12 protein-coding genes and 1 tRNA gene are annotated in these 13,216 nt (G+C 67.1%); 3 read left to right on the top strand and 10 right to left on the bottom strand.

From position 1 onward, the window contains the following. The first annotated feature begins 193 nt into the window (after window positions 1–193). Entirely contained in the window at window positions 194–1,225 is a 1,032-nt protein-coding gene (locus tag RIN18_RS05395; RefSeq protein WP_309102929.1) for an acyl-CoA desaturase, read from the top strand. Window positions 1,226–1,307: 82 nt separating this feature from the next. Here the strand turns inward: RIN18_RS05395 and RIN18_RS05390 are convergent, their stop codons facing one another. The 6 genes from RIN18_RS05390 to RIN18_RS05365 form a co-directional block, all read right to left on the bottom strand. Further along, on the bottom strand, window positions 1,308–1,931 hold the full coding sequence (locus RIN18_RS05390) for a response regulator transcription factor (protein ID WP_309102928.1): 624 nt from the start codon (window positions 1,929–1,931) through the stop codon (window positions 1,308–1,310). Beyond that, entirely contained in the window at window positions 1,928–3,118 is a 1,191-nt protein-coding gene (locus RIN18_RS05385) for a histidine kinase (protein ID WP_309102927.1), read from the bottom strand. Before RIN18_RS05385 ends, RIN18_RS05390 begins: the two co-directional genes overlap by 4 nt. A gap of 27 nt (window positions 3,119–3,145) precedes the next feature. Then, window positions 3,146–4,003, bottom strand: a complete 858-nt coding sequence (locus RIN18_RS05380; RefSeq protein WP_309102926.1) for an ABC transporter permease — start codon at window positions 4,001–4,003, stop codon at window positions 3,146–3,148. Beyond that, window positions 4,000–4,884 carry an ABC transporter ATP-binding protein gene (locus RIN18_RS05375; RefSeq protein ID WP_309102925.1) on the bottom strand — a complete coding sequence of 295 codons (885 nt, stop codon included), beginning with the start codon at window positions 4,882–4,884 and terminating at the stop codon, window positions 4,000–4,002. Before RIN18_RS05375 ends, RIN18_RS05380 begins: the two co-directional genes overlap by 4 nt. Window positions 4,885–4,968: 84 nt before the next feature. Continuing rightward, window positions 4,969–6,000 (bottom strand): aldo/keto reductase, encoded by a 1,032-nt coding sequence (locus tag RIN18_RS05370; RefSeq protein ID WP_309102924.1) that lies wholly within the window; start codon window positions 5,998–6,000, stop codon window positions 4,969–4,971. Between the two features lie 143 nt (window positions 6,001–6,143). Further along, a complete protein-coding gene (locus RIN18_RS05365; protein WP_309102923.1) occupies window positions 6,144–7,547 on the bottom strand; it encodes a cell division initiation protein in 1,404 nt (467 codons plus the stop codon). A gap of 462 nt (window positions 7,548–8,009) precedes the next feature. Between RIN18_RS05365 and RIN18_RS05360 the strand changes: the two genes are divergently transcribed. After that, window positions 8,010–8,291 (top strand): hypothetical protein, encoded by a 282-nt coding sequence (locus RIN18_RS05360; protein WP_309102922.1) that lies wholly within the window; start codon window positions 8,010–8,012, stop codon window positions 8,289–8,291. A gap of 215 nt (window positions 8,292–8,506) precedes the next feature. After that, on the top strand, window positions 8,507–8,671 hold the full coding sequence (locus RIN18_RS05355; protein ID WP_309102921.1) for a hypothetical protein: 165 nt from the start codon (window positions 8,507–8,509) through the stop codon (window positions 8,669–8,671). 47 nt (window positions 8,672–8,718) lie between these two features. On the opposite strand, the gene RIN18_RS05350 is transcribed toward RIN18_RS05355, so the two are convergent. The 4 genes from RIN18_RS05350 to RIN18_RS05335 form a co-directional block, all read right to left on the bottom strand. Further along, window positions 8,719–9,021 carry a hypothetical protein gene (locus RIN18_RS05350; RefSeq protein WP_309102920.1) on the bottom strand — a complete coding sequence of 101 codons (303 nt, stop codon included), beginning with the start codon at window positions 9,019–9,021 and terminating at the stop codon, window positions 8,719–8,721. Continuing rightward, complete coding sequence (locus RIN18_RS05345; protein WP_309102919.1) at window positions 9,008–9,373, bottom strand: gamma-glutamylcyclotransferase family protein; 366 nt, start codon at window positions 9,371–9,373, stop codon at window positions 9,008–9,010. Before RIN18_RS05345 ends, RIN18_RS05350 begins: the two co-directional genes overlap by 14 nt. 239 nt (window positions 9,374–9,612) lie before the next feature. Further along, entirely contained in the window at window positions 9,613–12,738 is a 3,126-nt protein-coding gene (locus tag RIN18_RS05340; RefSeq protein WP_309102918.1) for a DUF6923 family protein, read from the bottom strand. A 352-nt stretch (window positions 12,739–13,090) separates the two neighbouring features. Then, window positions 13,091–13,163: transfer RNA gene (locus tag RIN18_RS05335), tRNA-Phe, on the bottom strand. Window positions 13,164–13,216 lie beyond the last annotated feature (53 nt).

The raw sequence follows: 13,216 nt of genomic DNA, 5'->3' as shown, positions 1-13,216 counted from the left end.
TGCCGTATACCCGAAGCCGCATACGCAGGGGCGTACGCTGAAGTGAAGCCATCGGCACCCGCCTTCGGCTTCAAGAAGCTCCAGGGCTCCCGACTGGCAGGAGAGCAATATCTCCATCGTAAAGGTCGAATCGACCACCAACACCCTCGGACCCGTCCGGCAAACTTATGCCGGCACCGCCGACATCCCGCCCATGGCTCAGGCCTTCAAGCAGGTGTCGCAGGTCGTCCGTGAGACCGGATTGCTCCGTCGAGCATCCTGGTTCTACATCTTCGTCGCCGCCGGCATCACCGTCGCCCTCGGCGGACTCATCACCGGGTTCATCCTCCTCGGCGACAGCTGGTTCCAGCTGCTCATCGCCGCCGGACTCGGCGTCATCCTGACGCAGATCGCGTTCCTCGGACACGAGGCCGCGCACCGTCAGATCCTGACCTCGGGGCCGGCGAACTTCAAGCTCGCCCGCATCGTGATCGCCAGCATCGGCATGAGCTACGCCTGGTGGGACTCCAAGCACACCAAGCACCACGGCAACCCGAACCAGGTCGGCAAGGATCCCGACATCGAAGTCGACACGATCTCGTTCCTGGAAGAGGATGCCGCGAAGGCCAAGGGCCTGATCAAGCTGATCACCCGCAAGCAGGGCTGGTTCTTCTTCCCGCTGCTCACCCTCGAGGGGCTGAACCTCCATTTCCTGGGCCTGAAGTACCTCCTGACGACGAAGAACGTCAAGGGACGCTGGATCGAGCTCAGTATCATCGCCGCGCGTTTCGCGCTCATCCTCATCCCCGTGTTCATGATGCTCCCGCTCGGCATGGCGTTCGCCTTCATGGGTGTGCAGTTCGCGGTCTTCGGCGTGTACATGGGTGCCTCCTTCGCGCCGAACCACAAGGGGATGCCGATCATCGACCCCAACGCTCGCCTCGACTTCTTCTCGAAGCAGGTCCGCACCTCGCGCAACGTCACCGGCGGCTGGCGCACCACCTGGTTGATGGGCGGCCTGAACTACCAGGTCGAGCATCACCTGTTCCCGAACATGCCCCGCCCGCACCTGTCGAAGGCACGCGAGATCGTGCGCGACTACTGCGCCGCGAACGACGTGCCGTACACCGAGACGACTCTCATCCAGTCCTACAAGATCGTCATCGAGTACCTGAACCGTGTCGGCCTCTCGGCGGGCAGTGACCCGTTCGACTGCCCCGCAGCCGGGCAGCTCCGCCGGGCGTAGTCCTACAGCTCGAGACCTGCTGACAGGGCCCGATCCACCACGGTGGATCGGGCCCTTCACTTTGCATCGGCCTTGCCGTCGGTCAGAGCAGTCCCAGCTCCAATGCGAGCGTGACGGCGCGCGTGCGATCCGAGACATCGAGCTTCTCGAAAACATGCAGCAGGTGGGTCTTCACCGTCGCTTCGCCGATGAACAGGTCTCTCGCGATCTCGGGGTTGCTCCGGCCGGCAGCCACCAGCCGCAGCACGTCGAGCTCCCGCGGACTCAGCTGCGGGCGCTCGGCCTGACCCCGCCGCATGCGCGATACGAGGGTCGCAGCGATCGAGGGGGCGAGCACGGTGTGGCCGCCGGCGACCGAGCGGATGCCGGCCACGATCTCCTCGTGGGGTGCGGCCTTCAGCAGATATCCGCTCGCACCTGCCTCGATCGCGCCGAGGATGTCGTCATCGCTCTCGTACGTTGTCAGCACGAGGACCCGTACCTCCGGCAGTTCCTCGGCGATGCGCGCCGTCGCCTCGATGCCCGTCATCCCCGGCATCCGCAGATCCATCAGCACCACATCCGGGACGAGGTGTCTCGCGAGGTCGAGAGCCTCCGCACCATCGGATGCCTGGCCGACCACCTCGATCCCGTCGTCGAGCGCGACGAGCCCGACGATGCCGGATCGCACCACGGGATGATCATCCACCACCACGACCCGGATCATGCGTGCTTCTCCGTCACCATCAGTGGTACACGGACCGTGAGCACGACGCCGCCGGGCCCCGAGTCGACTCCCGCATCCTGCACCGTCAGCGTGCCGCCGACGAGGGCGACCCGATCGCGCATCCCGACCAGCCCGAATCCGCGATCGTCGTCGATCGTGACCCCGCGAAGGCCTCGCCCGTCGTCGCCGATCACCAGTTCGGCGACGTCGGTCACCTCGAACATGACCGCGGCCGAAGCAGCGTCCGAATGCTTGCGCACATTCGCGAGACCCTCCTGCGCGCATCGCAGCAGCACGACCTGCAGATCTCGTGGTAGGGCCGCGTCCGACGCCGTCACCGACACCGCCATGCCCGTTTCCCTGGCGAACCTGTCGCCGAGCCGGCGGAGGGCGTCGCCGAGCGAATCCGAGGCGGGCGCGGCCGGAGAGGTGACCGCGACGAGCGTGCGGGTCTCACGGAGCGCGTCGCGTGCGGCATCCTCGATGAGCTCGACCGCCGCCGTCGAGCCCTCGTGGCGCGCCCGCTCAGCGAGCATGACGATGCTCGTGAGGCTCTGCGCGATGGTGTCGTGCACGTCTCGGGCGAGCCGTGCCCGCTCGTCGGCGGCGCCTGCTTCCCTGCTCGCCGCCGCGAGCCCCGCCTGGGCCGCGGTGAGATCGGCCAGCAGCCGCTGTCGCTCCGCGCCCCATTCCGCGATCCGGGTGATCCACAGTCCGAGGGCGAGACTGAAGGCGGCAGAAAGCCCGGCCGTGAGGAATCCGGCCGTCGTCGTCTCGGCCGTGAAGCGGCCCCAGAACGCGTACGCCAGACCGAGGATGAGCGCGTTGACGATCGTCACGATCACGGACTGCCTGGTGGAGCGCGACGTCATCCAGATCAGCGGCAGAGCGATGGTCTGCAGGATCAGCATGTTCGGCTCGATCGCCGTTCCCACAGCCAGCAGCGCGATCAGGCCGCCCTGCAGCACCCCTGACACCAGCGGACTCGGCTCGGCGATCTCGTGGAAGCTTACGTAGCGCCGTGCCCCGAAGGCGTACACCGCCAGAATGCCTCCGGCGACCGCGATCAGCATCCAGCGGGATCCCGGGAACTGCTCCGGCAGCGCGAAGGAGAGCACGACGATCACGGCGAACAGGGCACCCGTCGCCAGGTCCCAGCCGAGCTTCTCCCGCCGGATCGCGTTCATCGCAACTACTCTCGCACTTCTGGGCGGTCATCCGTCGCGACGGATCCACCGGAAGGTGAGCCGGCTGAGGATGAGGCCCGCCACGAGCCAGACGCCCAGCATGACCGCGACCATCCCGAGATCCCACGCACCGCCCATCTCCGCCGCCTTGTACTCGTCGGGGAGGATCGCGGAACGCATCCCCTGGGCGATCCACTTCACCGGGAAGACCGAGGCGACGTTCTGCAACCAGTCGGGCAGAGCGGCGAACGAGATGTAGACGCCCGAGATGAACTGCAGCAGCAACACGATCGGGATCACGACGGCCGAGGAGGTCTTGCCGGAGCGCGGCAGGGCGGATACGGCGATGCCGAGCAGGGTGCAGGTGATGAGCCCCAGCACGAAGATCCAGGCGAAGCGCCCCCAGGCGGCGGCGTCGGTCGGCAGCTCCACTCGGTAGACGATGACGGCCACCGCGATCAGCAGACCGATCTGGAGCACCGCGGTGACGAAGACCTCGCCGATCTTGCCGATGAAATAGGTCACCGGTGAGATGGGTGTGCCGCCCAAGCGCTTCAGCGTGCCGTCGCTCTTCTCGACGGCGATCTCGATCGACAGCCCTTGAACGCCCGCGAGCAGGATGCCGCCGGCGATGAGCCCCGGCAGGTAGTAGGTGGCCATGCTGACGGCGTTCGGGCCCTGCCCGGTGTCACCGGTGAAGATCGTGGCGAACACGAGGTACATCACCGTCGGGAACAGGAAGGTGAAGAAGACCTGGTCGCCGGCGCGGAAGTACTGGCGCAACTCGAAGCCGATCCGGCGCACGCCGAGGCGGACCGTGCGCCCGAGGCCGAAGGCCGGCGGGGCCGGCGCGGTCGCGGTCGTGGGGGTGGCGGTGGTGGTCATGCCGGCTCCTTCATGGTCGCAGTGGAGGAGCCGCGATCGGCCGCCTCCCGGATCAACTCGAGATAGATGTCCTCGAGGGTGGGTCGCACGACTTCGAGGTCTGCAGGCTCGCCACCCTCGCGGTATATGCGAGCGACGACGGCGCCGGGCTCGCGCGTCCGCTCCGCGCGAGCGCGCCCTGCGGCATCCGTCCAGCGGACCATCGGGGTGCGGGCGTCCGCGCCGCCGATCTCATCGATGCGCCCGATCGCCGCGATCGAGCCGCCCGCGATCACCGCCGCGCGATCACCCAGCTGCGCAGCCTCGTCGAGGTAGTGAGTGGTCAGCAGAATGCTGGTGCCCTCGCGCTTCAGCGAGCGGATGAGATCCCAGAACTGACGCCTGGCCTCGGGGTCGAAGCCGGTCGTCGGTTCGTCGAGGAAGAGCAGTTCCGGCCGCCCGATGATGCCGAGCGCGACATCGAGGCGGCGGCGCTGACCACCGGACAGTCTGGCCGCCCGCGTGCGCTGCTTCTCGTCGAGCCCGACGGCGGCGATGACCTCGTCGATGTCGCGAGGGCGGGGGTAGTAACCGGCGAACTCCGTGAGCAGCTCGCGGACGGTGAAGTTCCCGGCCTCGCCCGTCGACTGCAGGACGACGCCCATCCGCGCCTTCCAGTCGAGCCCGCCACGCTGCGGGTCGACCCCCAGCACGCGGACGTCACCCGAGGAGCGATGCCGGAAGCCCTCGAGGATCTCGATCGTCGTGGATTTGCCCGCACCGTTCGGCCCGAGGAGGGCGAAGGTCTCGCCGCGGCGGATATCGAAGCTGATGCCGTCGACGGCGATGAAGTCGCCGTACGCCTTCCGGAGCTCTCGCACCTCGATCACATTGTCTGTCATACCTCCAGCGTGGCCGGAGCGACCGGAGGGCGGTAGCCGTGGGGCAGCGGATTGCGGCATCCACCGATCGATGGATGCCGCAGGTCACCGCCGCCTTCGCCGGGAGGCGTCGGTCAGCCAGGGGTAGGCCGGAGGCGACGCGTTGTACACGCTGGTGCCGGGCGGGACGATCTCGTCGAGCCGGTCGAGTGTCGCGTCATCGAGCACGAGGTCGGCGTATTCGAGGGCGGCATCCAGCTGCTCCATCGTCCGCGGACCGATGATCACCGAGGTGACGGCACGGTGCGCGAGCGGGAAGGCGACCGCCAGAGCGGGAAGCGAGACGCCGATGTCGTCGGCGACCTCGACCAGCTGCTCCACGACGTCGAGCTTGCGCGCCGTCGTCGGGTCATCGGGGTCGAACCAGGACGGGCGGAGGGCCGACCGGCCCGCACGCTCGACCTCCACGCCCTTGCGGTAGCGACCGGTGAGGAAGCCGAACGCCAGCGGGCTCCAGGTGAGCACGCCCATGTCGAGCCGTTCGGTGATCGGGAGCACGTCGGCCTCGATCCCGCGGTCGAGGAGGTTGTACGGCGGCTGCTCGGTTCGAAAGCGCATGAGGTGGCGCTCTCGTGCGATCTGGTCGGCGTGCACCAGCTCGTGCGCCGGGAACGTCGAGCTTCCGAAGGTGCGGATCTTGCCGTCGCGGACGAGATCGGTGAGGACGCCGAGGGTCTCCTCGAGGTCAGTGTCCCAGTCGGGGCGGTGCACCTGGTAGAGGTCGATGTAGTCGGTTCCGAGCCGGCGCAGGCTCGCTTCGACGGCGCGGATGAGGTAGCGCCGCGAGTTGCCGCTCGTATTCGGTGCGGGGTCGTCGTCGAGGGGAAAATGGCCCTTGGTCGCGAGGACGACGTCGTCGCGACGACCCTTCAGCGCCTTGCCGACGATGATCTCTGACTCGCCGGTCGAGTACATGTCGGCGGTGTCGACGAAGTCGATGCCGCGGTCGAGGGCGGAGTGGATGATGCGGACGGCATCGTCGTGGTCACCGTTGCCGATGAAACCGAACATCATGGTTCCGAGAGCGAAGGGCGAGACCGAGATACCGGTTCGTCCGAGCGGTCGGTGGTCGAGCATGCAGGCTCCTCATCGTCGGGGCGCGATCATCGTGCTCGGTGCAACCCGCATACCGCTGCCGGCATTCCTCGATGAGCGCAGACCACCGAAACGCCTGAGGGAGCGAGCGGATCATCCGCTCGCGCCCCCGAGTGTCGTCGTGCTCAGCGCGTCGCGCGCTCCTCATCGGAGTCGACGACCTCGATCGTGATCTTCTCCAGGAGCGGCTCTTCTTCGGCCTCGTCATCGAGCAGTTCGTCACCGAGGAAATCGTCGCCCTGGACGATCTCTTCGGCGTCGAACTCGTCGTCTGCCTCGACGTCATCTGCCGTCGCGGGACCATCGGCCGATTCCACCTCGTCGGCGAAGATCGACGTGGTCTCCGCCGCGAGGATGCCGTCGGGACGGATGAGCTCGCGTACCTCGGCCATGAAGCTCGTAAGCTGCTGCTGCTGCCAGCGCAGCTGGCGAGTGCGGTCCTCGGCGTCGTGAAGAACGGACGTCGTGTGCGCGGTGACGGTGTCGACGATCTTCTGTGCCTTCAGCCGGGCGCGGTCGAGCGTCTCGCGGGCGCGCACCTGCGCATCCGCCTCGATCGTCTGCGCCTGCGAGCGCATCAGGCGCTCGTAATCGTCCGCCTTCGCCGAGATTCGCTGGGCGTGGTCGAGGGATGCCGCCACCTGCTCGTTCGCGTCGGTGGTGATGCGCTCCGCATGGGCGACAGCCTGGTTGTGCAGCACGAGGAACTCCTGCTGCGCGTCATCCTGCCGGCGGGTGAGGGTCTCTTCGAACTCGAGTACGCGCGCGTTCATCTCGCGCACCTCACGCTCGGCATCCGCTCGCAGTTGCGTGGTCTCGCGGGTGACGAGCGAGCGCAGAGCCGCCGCGCCCTTCTCGGCCTCGGTGCGGATGGCGGTGGCCTCCTGAGCCGCCTGATTCACCTTCTCCGTGGCGTGCGCGGCCTCGCGTTCGATGCGTGCCTCGTGCGCGGTGTATTCGGTGTCCATCTTCAGGCGCACCTGGTCGGCGTCGCGCTGCGCCTGGGCGATGATGCGAGCGGCATCGGCCTCGGCCTCGGCGCGCTGCGCGGTGACCTCTTCGCGGGCGGCGGCCATCAGACGGTCGGCCTGGACGGCGGCGTTCTGGATGAGCACGTTGGCCTGCTCCTCGGCGACCCGCAGGATCGCCTCGAACTGCTGTCGCGACGGCGCCTCTTCACCTTCAGGGTGAGGGGTGTCGACGAGTTCGGAGGTGAGCGTGGTGACCTGCTGTTCGGCGTCGGCGGCCTGCGCCTTGGCGGCGGCGACCTGGGCCTCGAGGGCCTCACGAACCGCCTGCTCCTCGGCCCGCACGGCCTCGAGTTCAGCAGCGTGACGCTCGGTCACGCTTTCGAGATCGGCCGTGACCTGCTGCAGCTGAAGTCGCAGCCCGGAGAGCGCGGCCTCGACCTCTCCCTTGTCGTACCCGCGGAAGCCGACCGTGAAGGCCGATTGCTCGCGCGGGTTGTTCTGAACCAGCTGGTCGAAGAAGTCGTCTCCGCGATCGCCGTTCCCGGGGGAGTCGCTCATGATTCTCAAGCCTTTCTGGCGGCAGAGGCCCGGTCCGTGTCCATTCGCGCCGAGGGCGCGGACGGAGCGAGTCGTGAGGGCCAGGGGATGTCGTGGGGCAACGATGCCGCCGCATCGACCTGCCAGAAGCCGGACCGGAGCGGTGGCGTGTGCCCAGCCTATCCTCGCCGGCCCGGATTCGTCACGGGCTCCGTGGTGGTCGGCGGCCGGCTCACGAACGTATCGCTCTGCCAGGCCGCCGACGCATGCAGGAAGGCCCCGAGTCGCGACCTCGCCCTTCGAGGGCCGCTACCGTCTCCCCACTCACAGAAAGATATGGACGATCGAATGCGACGAACAGGGGCTTGTCAGCTGTCGCCGGCGTGCGATACAGATTCACGGAGTCTGGCGCCGCTCTCGCAGAATTCGAGCGGGAGCGCAACCCCCGTATCCACATCGCCCGTGGAGGTTTACGGTCACCCCATGGACGATGTGCGGACGCTGGAGCGGACACGAGTCGCTGTCAACAGCGACAGCTTCCTGCTCACGCCCGGGGAGGACATCGAGGCCATCAAGCAGCGCATCGAGGATGCGCAGCGGGCAGGGGGCGGGTTCGTCGAATTCGCCGCGGCGGGTGAGCGCACGGTGAGCGTGCTGATCTCATCGCACAGTCACGTGGTGATCACGATCGAGACGGTGCAGGCGGAGAGGATGGACGACGAAGCCGCGGCCACCCAGTTCGAGGGCGTCTTCGACCTGCTGTGATTCGTGGCGGATGAGTGCCCGCGCGGGCGTGTCCAACACCCCGAGGCCGCCTTGTCAAGCCTGTCGCGCGGCGGACCTCGTCTGTCTACGTTGATGATCAGGGGGCCGGAGGGCTACGAAGACGTCGTCCTTCGAATCCGTCCCCGAAAAGGCCGGCGGCCGCTCGGAGCATGATCTGAGCGGCCTGCCTGCCGCCCATCACAGGAAGGAAGATCATGGACGCTCTGCCCGTCATCGTCAGCACCGTGACGTTCATCTCCGGTGCGGCGACCGTGCTGTTCCTGTTCACGTCGGTCTCGCGACGCGAGAACTTCCTCCACGGCGCGCGCGTCGACACGTCCGTACCCGAGAGCCCGCTGACCGCTCGCGAGAATCGCTGAGCATCGCCGATCCGGAGGGTGACCCGACCCAGCGGGTGACGCCGTCACTAGCGGGCGAGGCGCATTCGCCCTGGGAAAAGGGGCAATACCGGCGCGTGGTACTCGAGGGCCGGCGCGTGGTCCGGCGCGAGCGTGAACTCCGCCTGACCGAAGCGCCACATCCGGTTGAAGAGGAAGACGCCGACCACGGTCGTGCTCCCGGACGGCACCTGCCAGGTGCCGACCCCCCACTGCACCGGCTGGCCGCGCCCTTCGATGACGAGCGTCGGCCTCACTCCGGCGTAGAGGGCGAACCGTGGCTTGGTCATCGTGATCTCGATGCGCCGGGTCGCGTTGTCATCGCCCGGCATCGGTGACCCTCTCGAGGTAGACCCACGCCGTGCGCCCGGAGGCGAGGGTCACCATGGTGCGCACATAGTCATCGACCTCATACGCGTCCGTGGCCTCGAGTTCGGACGCAGTGAGTTCGAGGCAGGCGCCGGTGACGGCATCCTCCGCCCCTCCGCGACGCAGGATCGGATGCCGGTCCGACCCGCTCGTCTCGATGACCCGGGCATCGGTGATCAGCACCCAGTCGAGCCGGTGCCCGAGGAGCTGATCGTCGGTCGTCGGCACCTCTCTGCCGTACAGAGCCCGCTGCACATGCGGCAGGCGCAGGGTCCCGTACGAGAAGACGCGTTCGACATCAGCCACGACGTTCACAGAGAATCATGAGGGAAACGAGCATGCAACCATCCTGCAGCACGGGGTGGGCGCTACCTGCCGCAAACGATCGTTTCTGGCGTGATCGATCCACGCGGCCTGGCGGGTGCCGGAGATGTTCCCGGAACTGCGTTTCGGCAGACGCTCTCGTCGTCTTCGCCGTAGCACCCCCGAATATGAGCGAAGGTGGGGCCGGCTCCAACAGGAACCGGCCCCACCTTCGTGACAACCGCGGGAGGTTATGCCTCTGTGGCGGCTTCGCTGCGGCGGCGGGCGTAGACGATCACGCCTCCGGCCACGATCAGCATCAGGGCGATGCCGGCGGCCGACCATGCGATCGTGCCGCCGGTGCCGGCAAGACCGCCGCCGGTACCGGGAGCAGCCGGCGCGACCTCGTCCACCGTCACTGTCGACGGGTCAGAGGTGATCGGGTCACCACCCGGCGTGATCGCTGAGGCGGTGGCCGTGTTCGACAGCTCGCCGCCGTCGGCGAGGTCGGCTGCGACGACCGTGTAGGACGCGGTGCAGGTGATGGACTCTCCCGGCGCGAGGTCATCCGCGGGGCACTCGACGGCCGACAGCTCGCCGTTCCCAGTGAACGCACCCTCGTTGACTGTCGGATCCGTGAGGGTCACGTTTCCGATGTTCGCCACGACGAACGAGTACGTCACGACCTGACCGGCCGTGGTGACCTCCTCCAGGTCTGCGGTCTTGACGACTGACAGAGCGGGCAGCGGATCGGTCGTCACGATCTCGGTGGACGGCTCCGACGGCTCGGTGGGGTCTCCGCCGGGCGTCGTACCGGTCACCGTGGCGGTGTTGCTGATCTCGCCCGCGTCGATGTCCGCCTGAGTGACCACATAGGTGGCCTCGCAGGTGACCTCTTCGCCCGGAGCGAGGGACGCCTCATCCGGGCAGATGATCTCGGACAGCTCCCCGGTTCCGGAGAAGTCGACCTCGTTGACCGTCGGGTCCGTGATGGTCACGTTTCCGGTGTTGGTGACGAGGAACGAGTAGGTCACCGTCTGACCGACCTCGGCCGCGACGACATCCGCGGTCTTGACCACGGACAGCGCCGGCGACTGGTCGACCGGGACGACCTCGGTCGACGGTTCGGAGGGAACGGTTCCACCGTCGGGGGTGGTCCCGGTCGCAACGGCCGTGTTCGTCAGCTCGCCAGAGTCGACGTCGGTCTGCTCGACGGTGTACTCCGCCGTGCAGGTGGTGATCTGACCGGGAACGAGAACATCCGTCGGGCAGTCGATCGCGCTCAGCTCACCCGCACCCGAAAACGCCGTATCGTCGACGACGATGCCGTCGAGCGTGACGTTTCCGGTGTTCGTCACGACGAACGAGTACGTGATCGGCTGGCCTGCGGCGACGATCGTCTCCACATCGGAGCTCTTCACGACCGTCAGGGACGGGTCTGCGACGCTCGGGATTGTGACCGTCGACGGGCTCGACGAAACCGGTGTGGTACCACCGGCGGGTGTGCCCTCGGCGGTCGCCGTGTTGGTCAGCTCTCCGTTGTCCACGTCTGCCTGCGTGAGCGTGTAGCTCGTGGTGCAGACGAACTGCGCACCGGCCGCGAGCGTGGTCGCGGGGCAGACGGTCTCGGGAAGATCGCCGGTCCCACTGAATGCGCCCTCGACCACGGTGACGTCGTTCATCGGCACGTTGCCCGTGTTGGTCACGACGAAGTTGTAGTCGATGACCTGGCCGGCCTCATACGAGTCCGCATCCGACGGAGCCGCCGACTTCACGACCGAGATCGCGGGGGCGGCCGCGGTGGTCGGCGTCGAAGTGCTCGACGGCTCCGAGGTGACCATCTGACCGTCCGGCGTCGTTCCCGAGGCGGTAGCGGTGTTCTCCACAGAGCCGGCGTCGACATCCGCCTGCGTGATCGTGTAGACGGTTGCGGCCGCACACGTCTGGCTGGCGCCCGCGGCGAGCGTCGCTTGCGGGCAGGCGACTGCTCCCACCTTCGGGTCGTCGACCGTGATCGAAGAAAGAGCGATCTCGCCGGTGTTCTCCACGTCGAAGGTGAACTGGATCGTGTCGCCGACGTCAACCAGACCGTTGCCGTTGACGTCGACGGGGGTGCCCGCACGCTTTACCAGCGAGATGTCTGCAGGTTCCGCGGTCGTGGTGGAGGTGTTGTTACCCGGGGTCGGGTCCTCCTCGTTCGACGTCACGGTCGCGGTGTTCTCAACCGACGCCGTCGTGCCGGCCGGAACGGTAGCAGTCACCGTGTAGGTCACCGAGTCGCCGGCCACGAGGCGGCCGCCAACGCACTGCACGTCATTCCCGGTGACGGTGCACGCGTCTGAAGTGGTGGCGACGTTCGTCAGCTCGGCCGGCAGGGTGTCGTTCACGACGAAACCGGACGAGTTACCGGGCCCGTTGTTCGTCACCGTCAGCCTGTAGGTGACGGTCCCGCCGGCCGGGACCGTGGCAGCCGGCCCCGTCTTCACGATCGACAGGTCCGTCGGCTGACCTGAGGACGCCGTCCCGTCGTTGTTTCCGCTGGCTGGCCCGGCGGTGCGCGAGACAAGGGTGAACGTCGGTGTCGCGGCCGCCGGATTCGTCACTGCCACCTGCGTGACCGTGCCGGAAGCGTTCTGCGAGAACCCAAGGTTGCCGTTCCCGAAGGTCCAGGCCGCGCCAGAGAAGTCTGTGCCACCGTTGAGGAAGAACGGTGCCGGATAGAAGTTCACCACGCCGTTCGTCGGGTTGATCCGCACGATCTGCGACGCGCCCGACGCCACTGCCTGCCCCCACAGGTACCCGTCGGCGAAGGTGAAATCTGCGGTCAACGGTGCCTGGCTTGTCGTCACAGTGCGTGCCACGGCGCCGGTCGTGACGTTGATGGCCGTCAGGGTGGTGTAGCCCGGGGCGCTACTGGTGGTGTAGAACAGGCCGTCAGCGGCGAATGCGCCCGTGTTCGCAGCGGGGTACGTGGCGGTGCCGACCCGGGTGAGGGTGCCGTTCTGCCCGATCCGCAGGAGCGAGTTGTTGGGGTAAGTCGCGTTCCCCGTACTCGCAATGGCGTAGATGTAGTCGTCCGCAGGGTTGTACGCGATCGCGTTGTAGGTGATCGGGCTCGTCGGTCCCTCCGCCTGGAAGTTGACCGTGCCGCTGGAATCGGTAACCGCCTGATACAAGCCCGTCGGCAGTCCTTGCGCGACGAACACCAGCGGATCGGCCGGGTCGAAGGGGTCACCAGGAGCCGCCGTCGCCGGAGACGCAGTGAGAACACCACCCGCCAACAACGCGATCGCCAACGCAGCGACCGCCTTCCGGGGCTTTCTCGCCCTTTCGAAGCGATCCTCGGTGTTCCTGCGCGCGCGCCAACTGAAGTTCATCTGGTCCCTCCCCGATCAGATACACGAATGTCAGACCGCTGGGGAACGCTCCGACTCAACCATCTTGGCGGAAGACTCAGCAAAAACCCAGGAATCCACAAGGGCATCGACCTTCTCGCGGCAGTACTCGCGAGACCGAGCCGGTCATCCTGGCAGGAGGTGCCGAAGAACAGGGCCACCGAAAATGATCGTTTGCGGTGGAGGCGCGGTCTTGATCCAAGTGCGGGCAGACACACCGATCACTGAGCTGCCGCCCCCGCCGGAACCTCCAGTCCTGATCGGGGCAAAGCAAAACCCCCGCCATGTAGAAGCTAGGCGAGGGTTTCTGGGATGACTGTAATGGTCATCCGTGTGGCTCCGACCGGCATCGATCCGGTGACCTTTCGATTTTCAGTCGAACGCTCTACCAACTGAGCTACAGAGCCGCGCGACGGCGATGCTGTCGCGTCCTAGACGAAGGGCCCTCTCCGAAGAAAGA

Origin of the sequence: Microbacterium sp. (genome assembly GCF_031179285.1) — a bacterium.
GTDB lineage: Bacteria > Actinomycetota > Actinomycetes > Actinomycetales > Microbacteriaceae > Microbacterium.
This window is presented reverse-complemented; position numbering and strand designations above follow the sequence as displayed.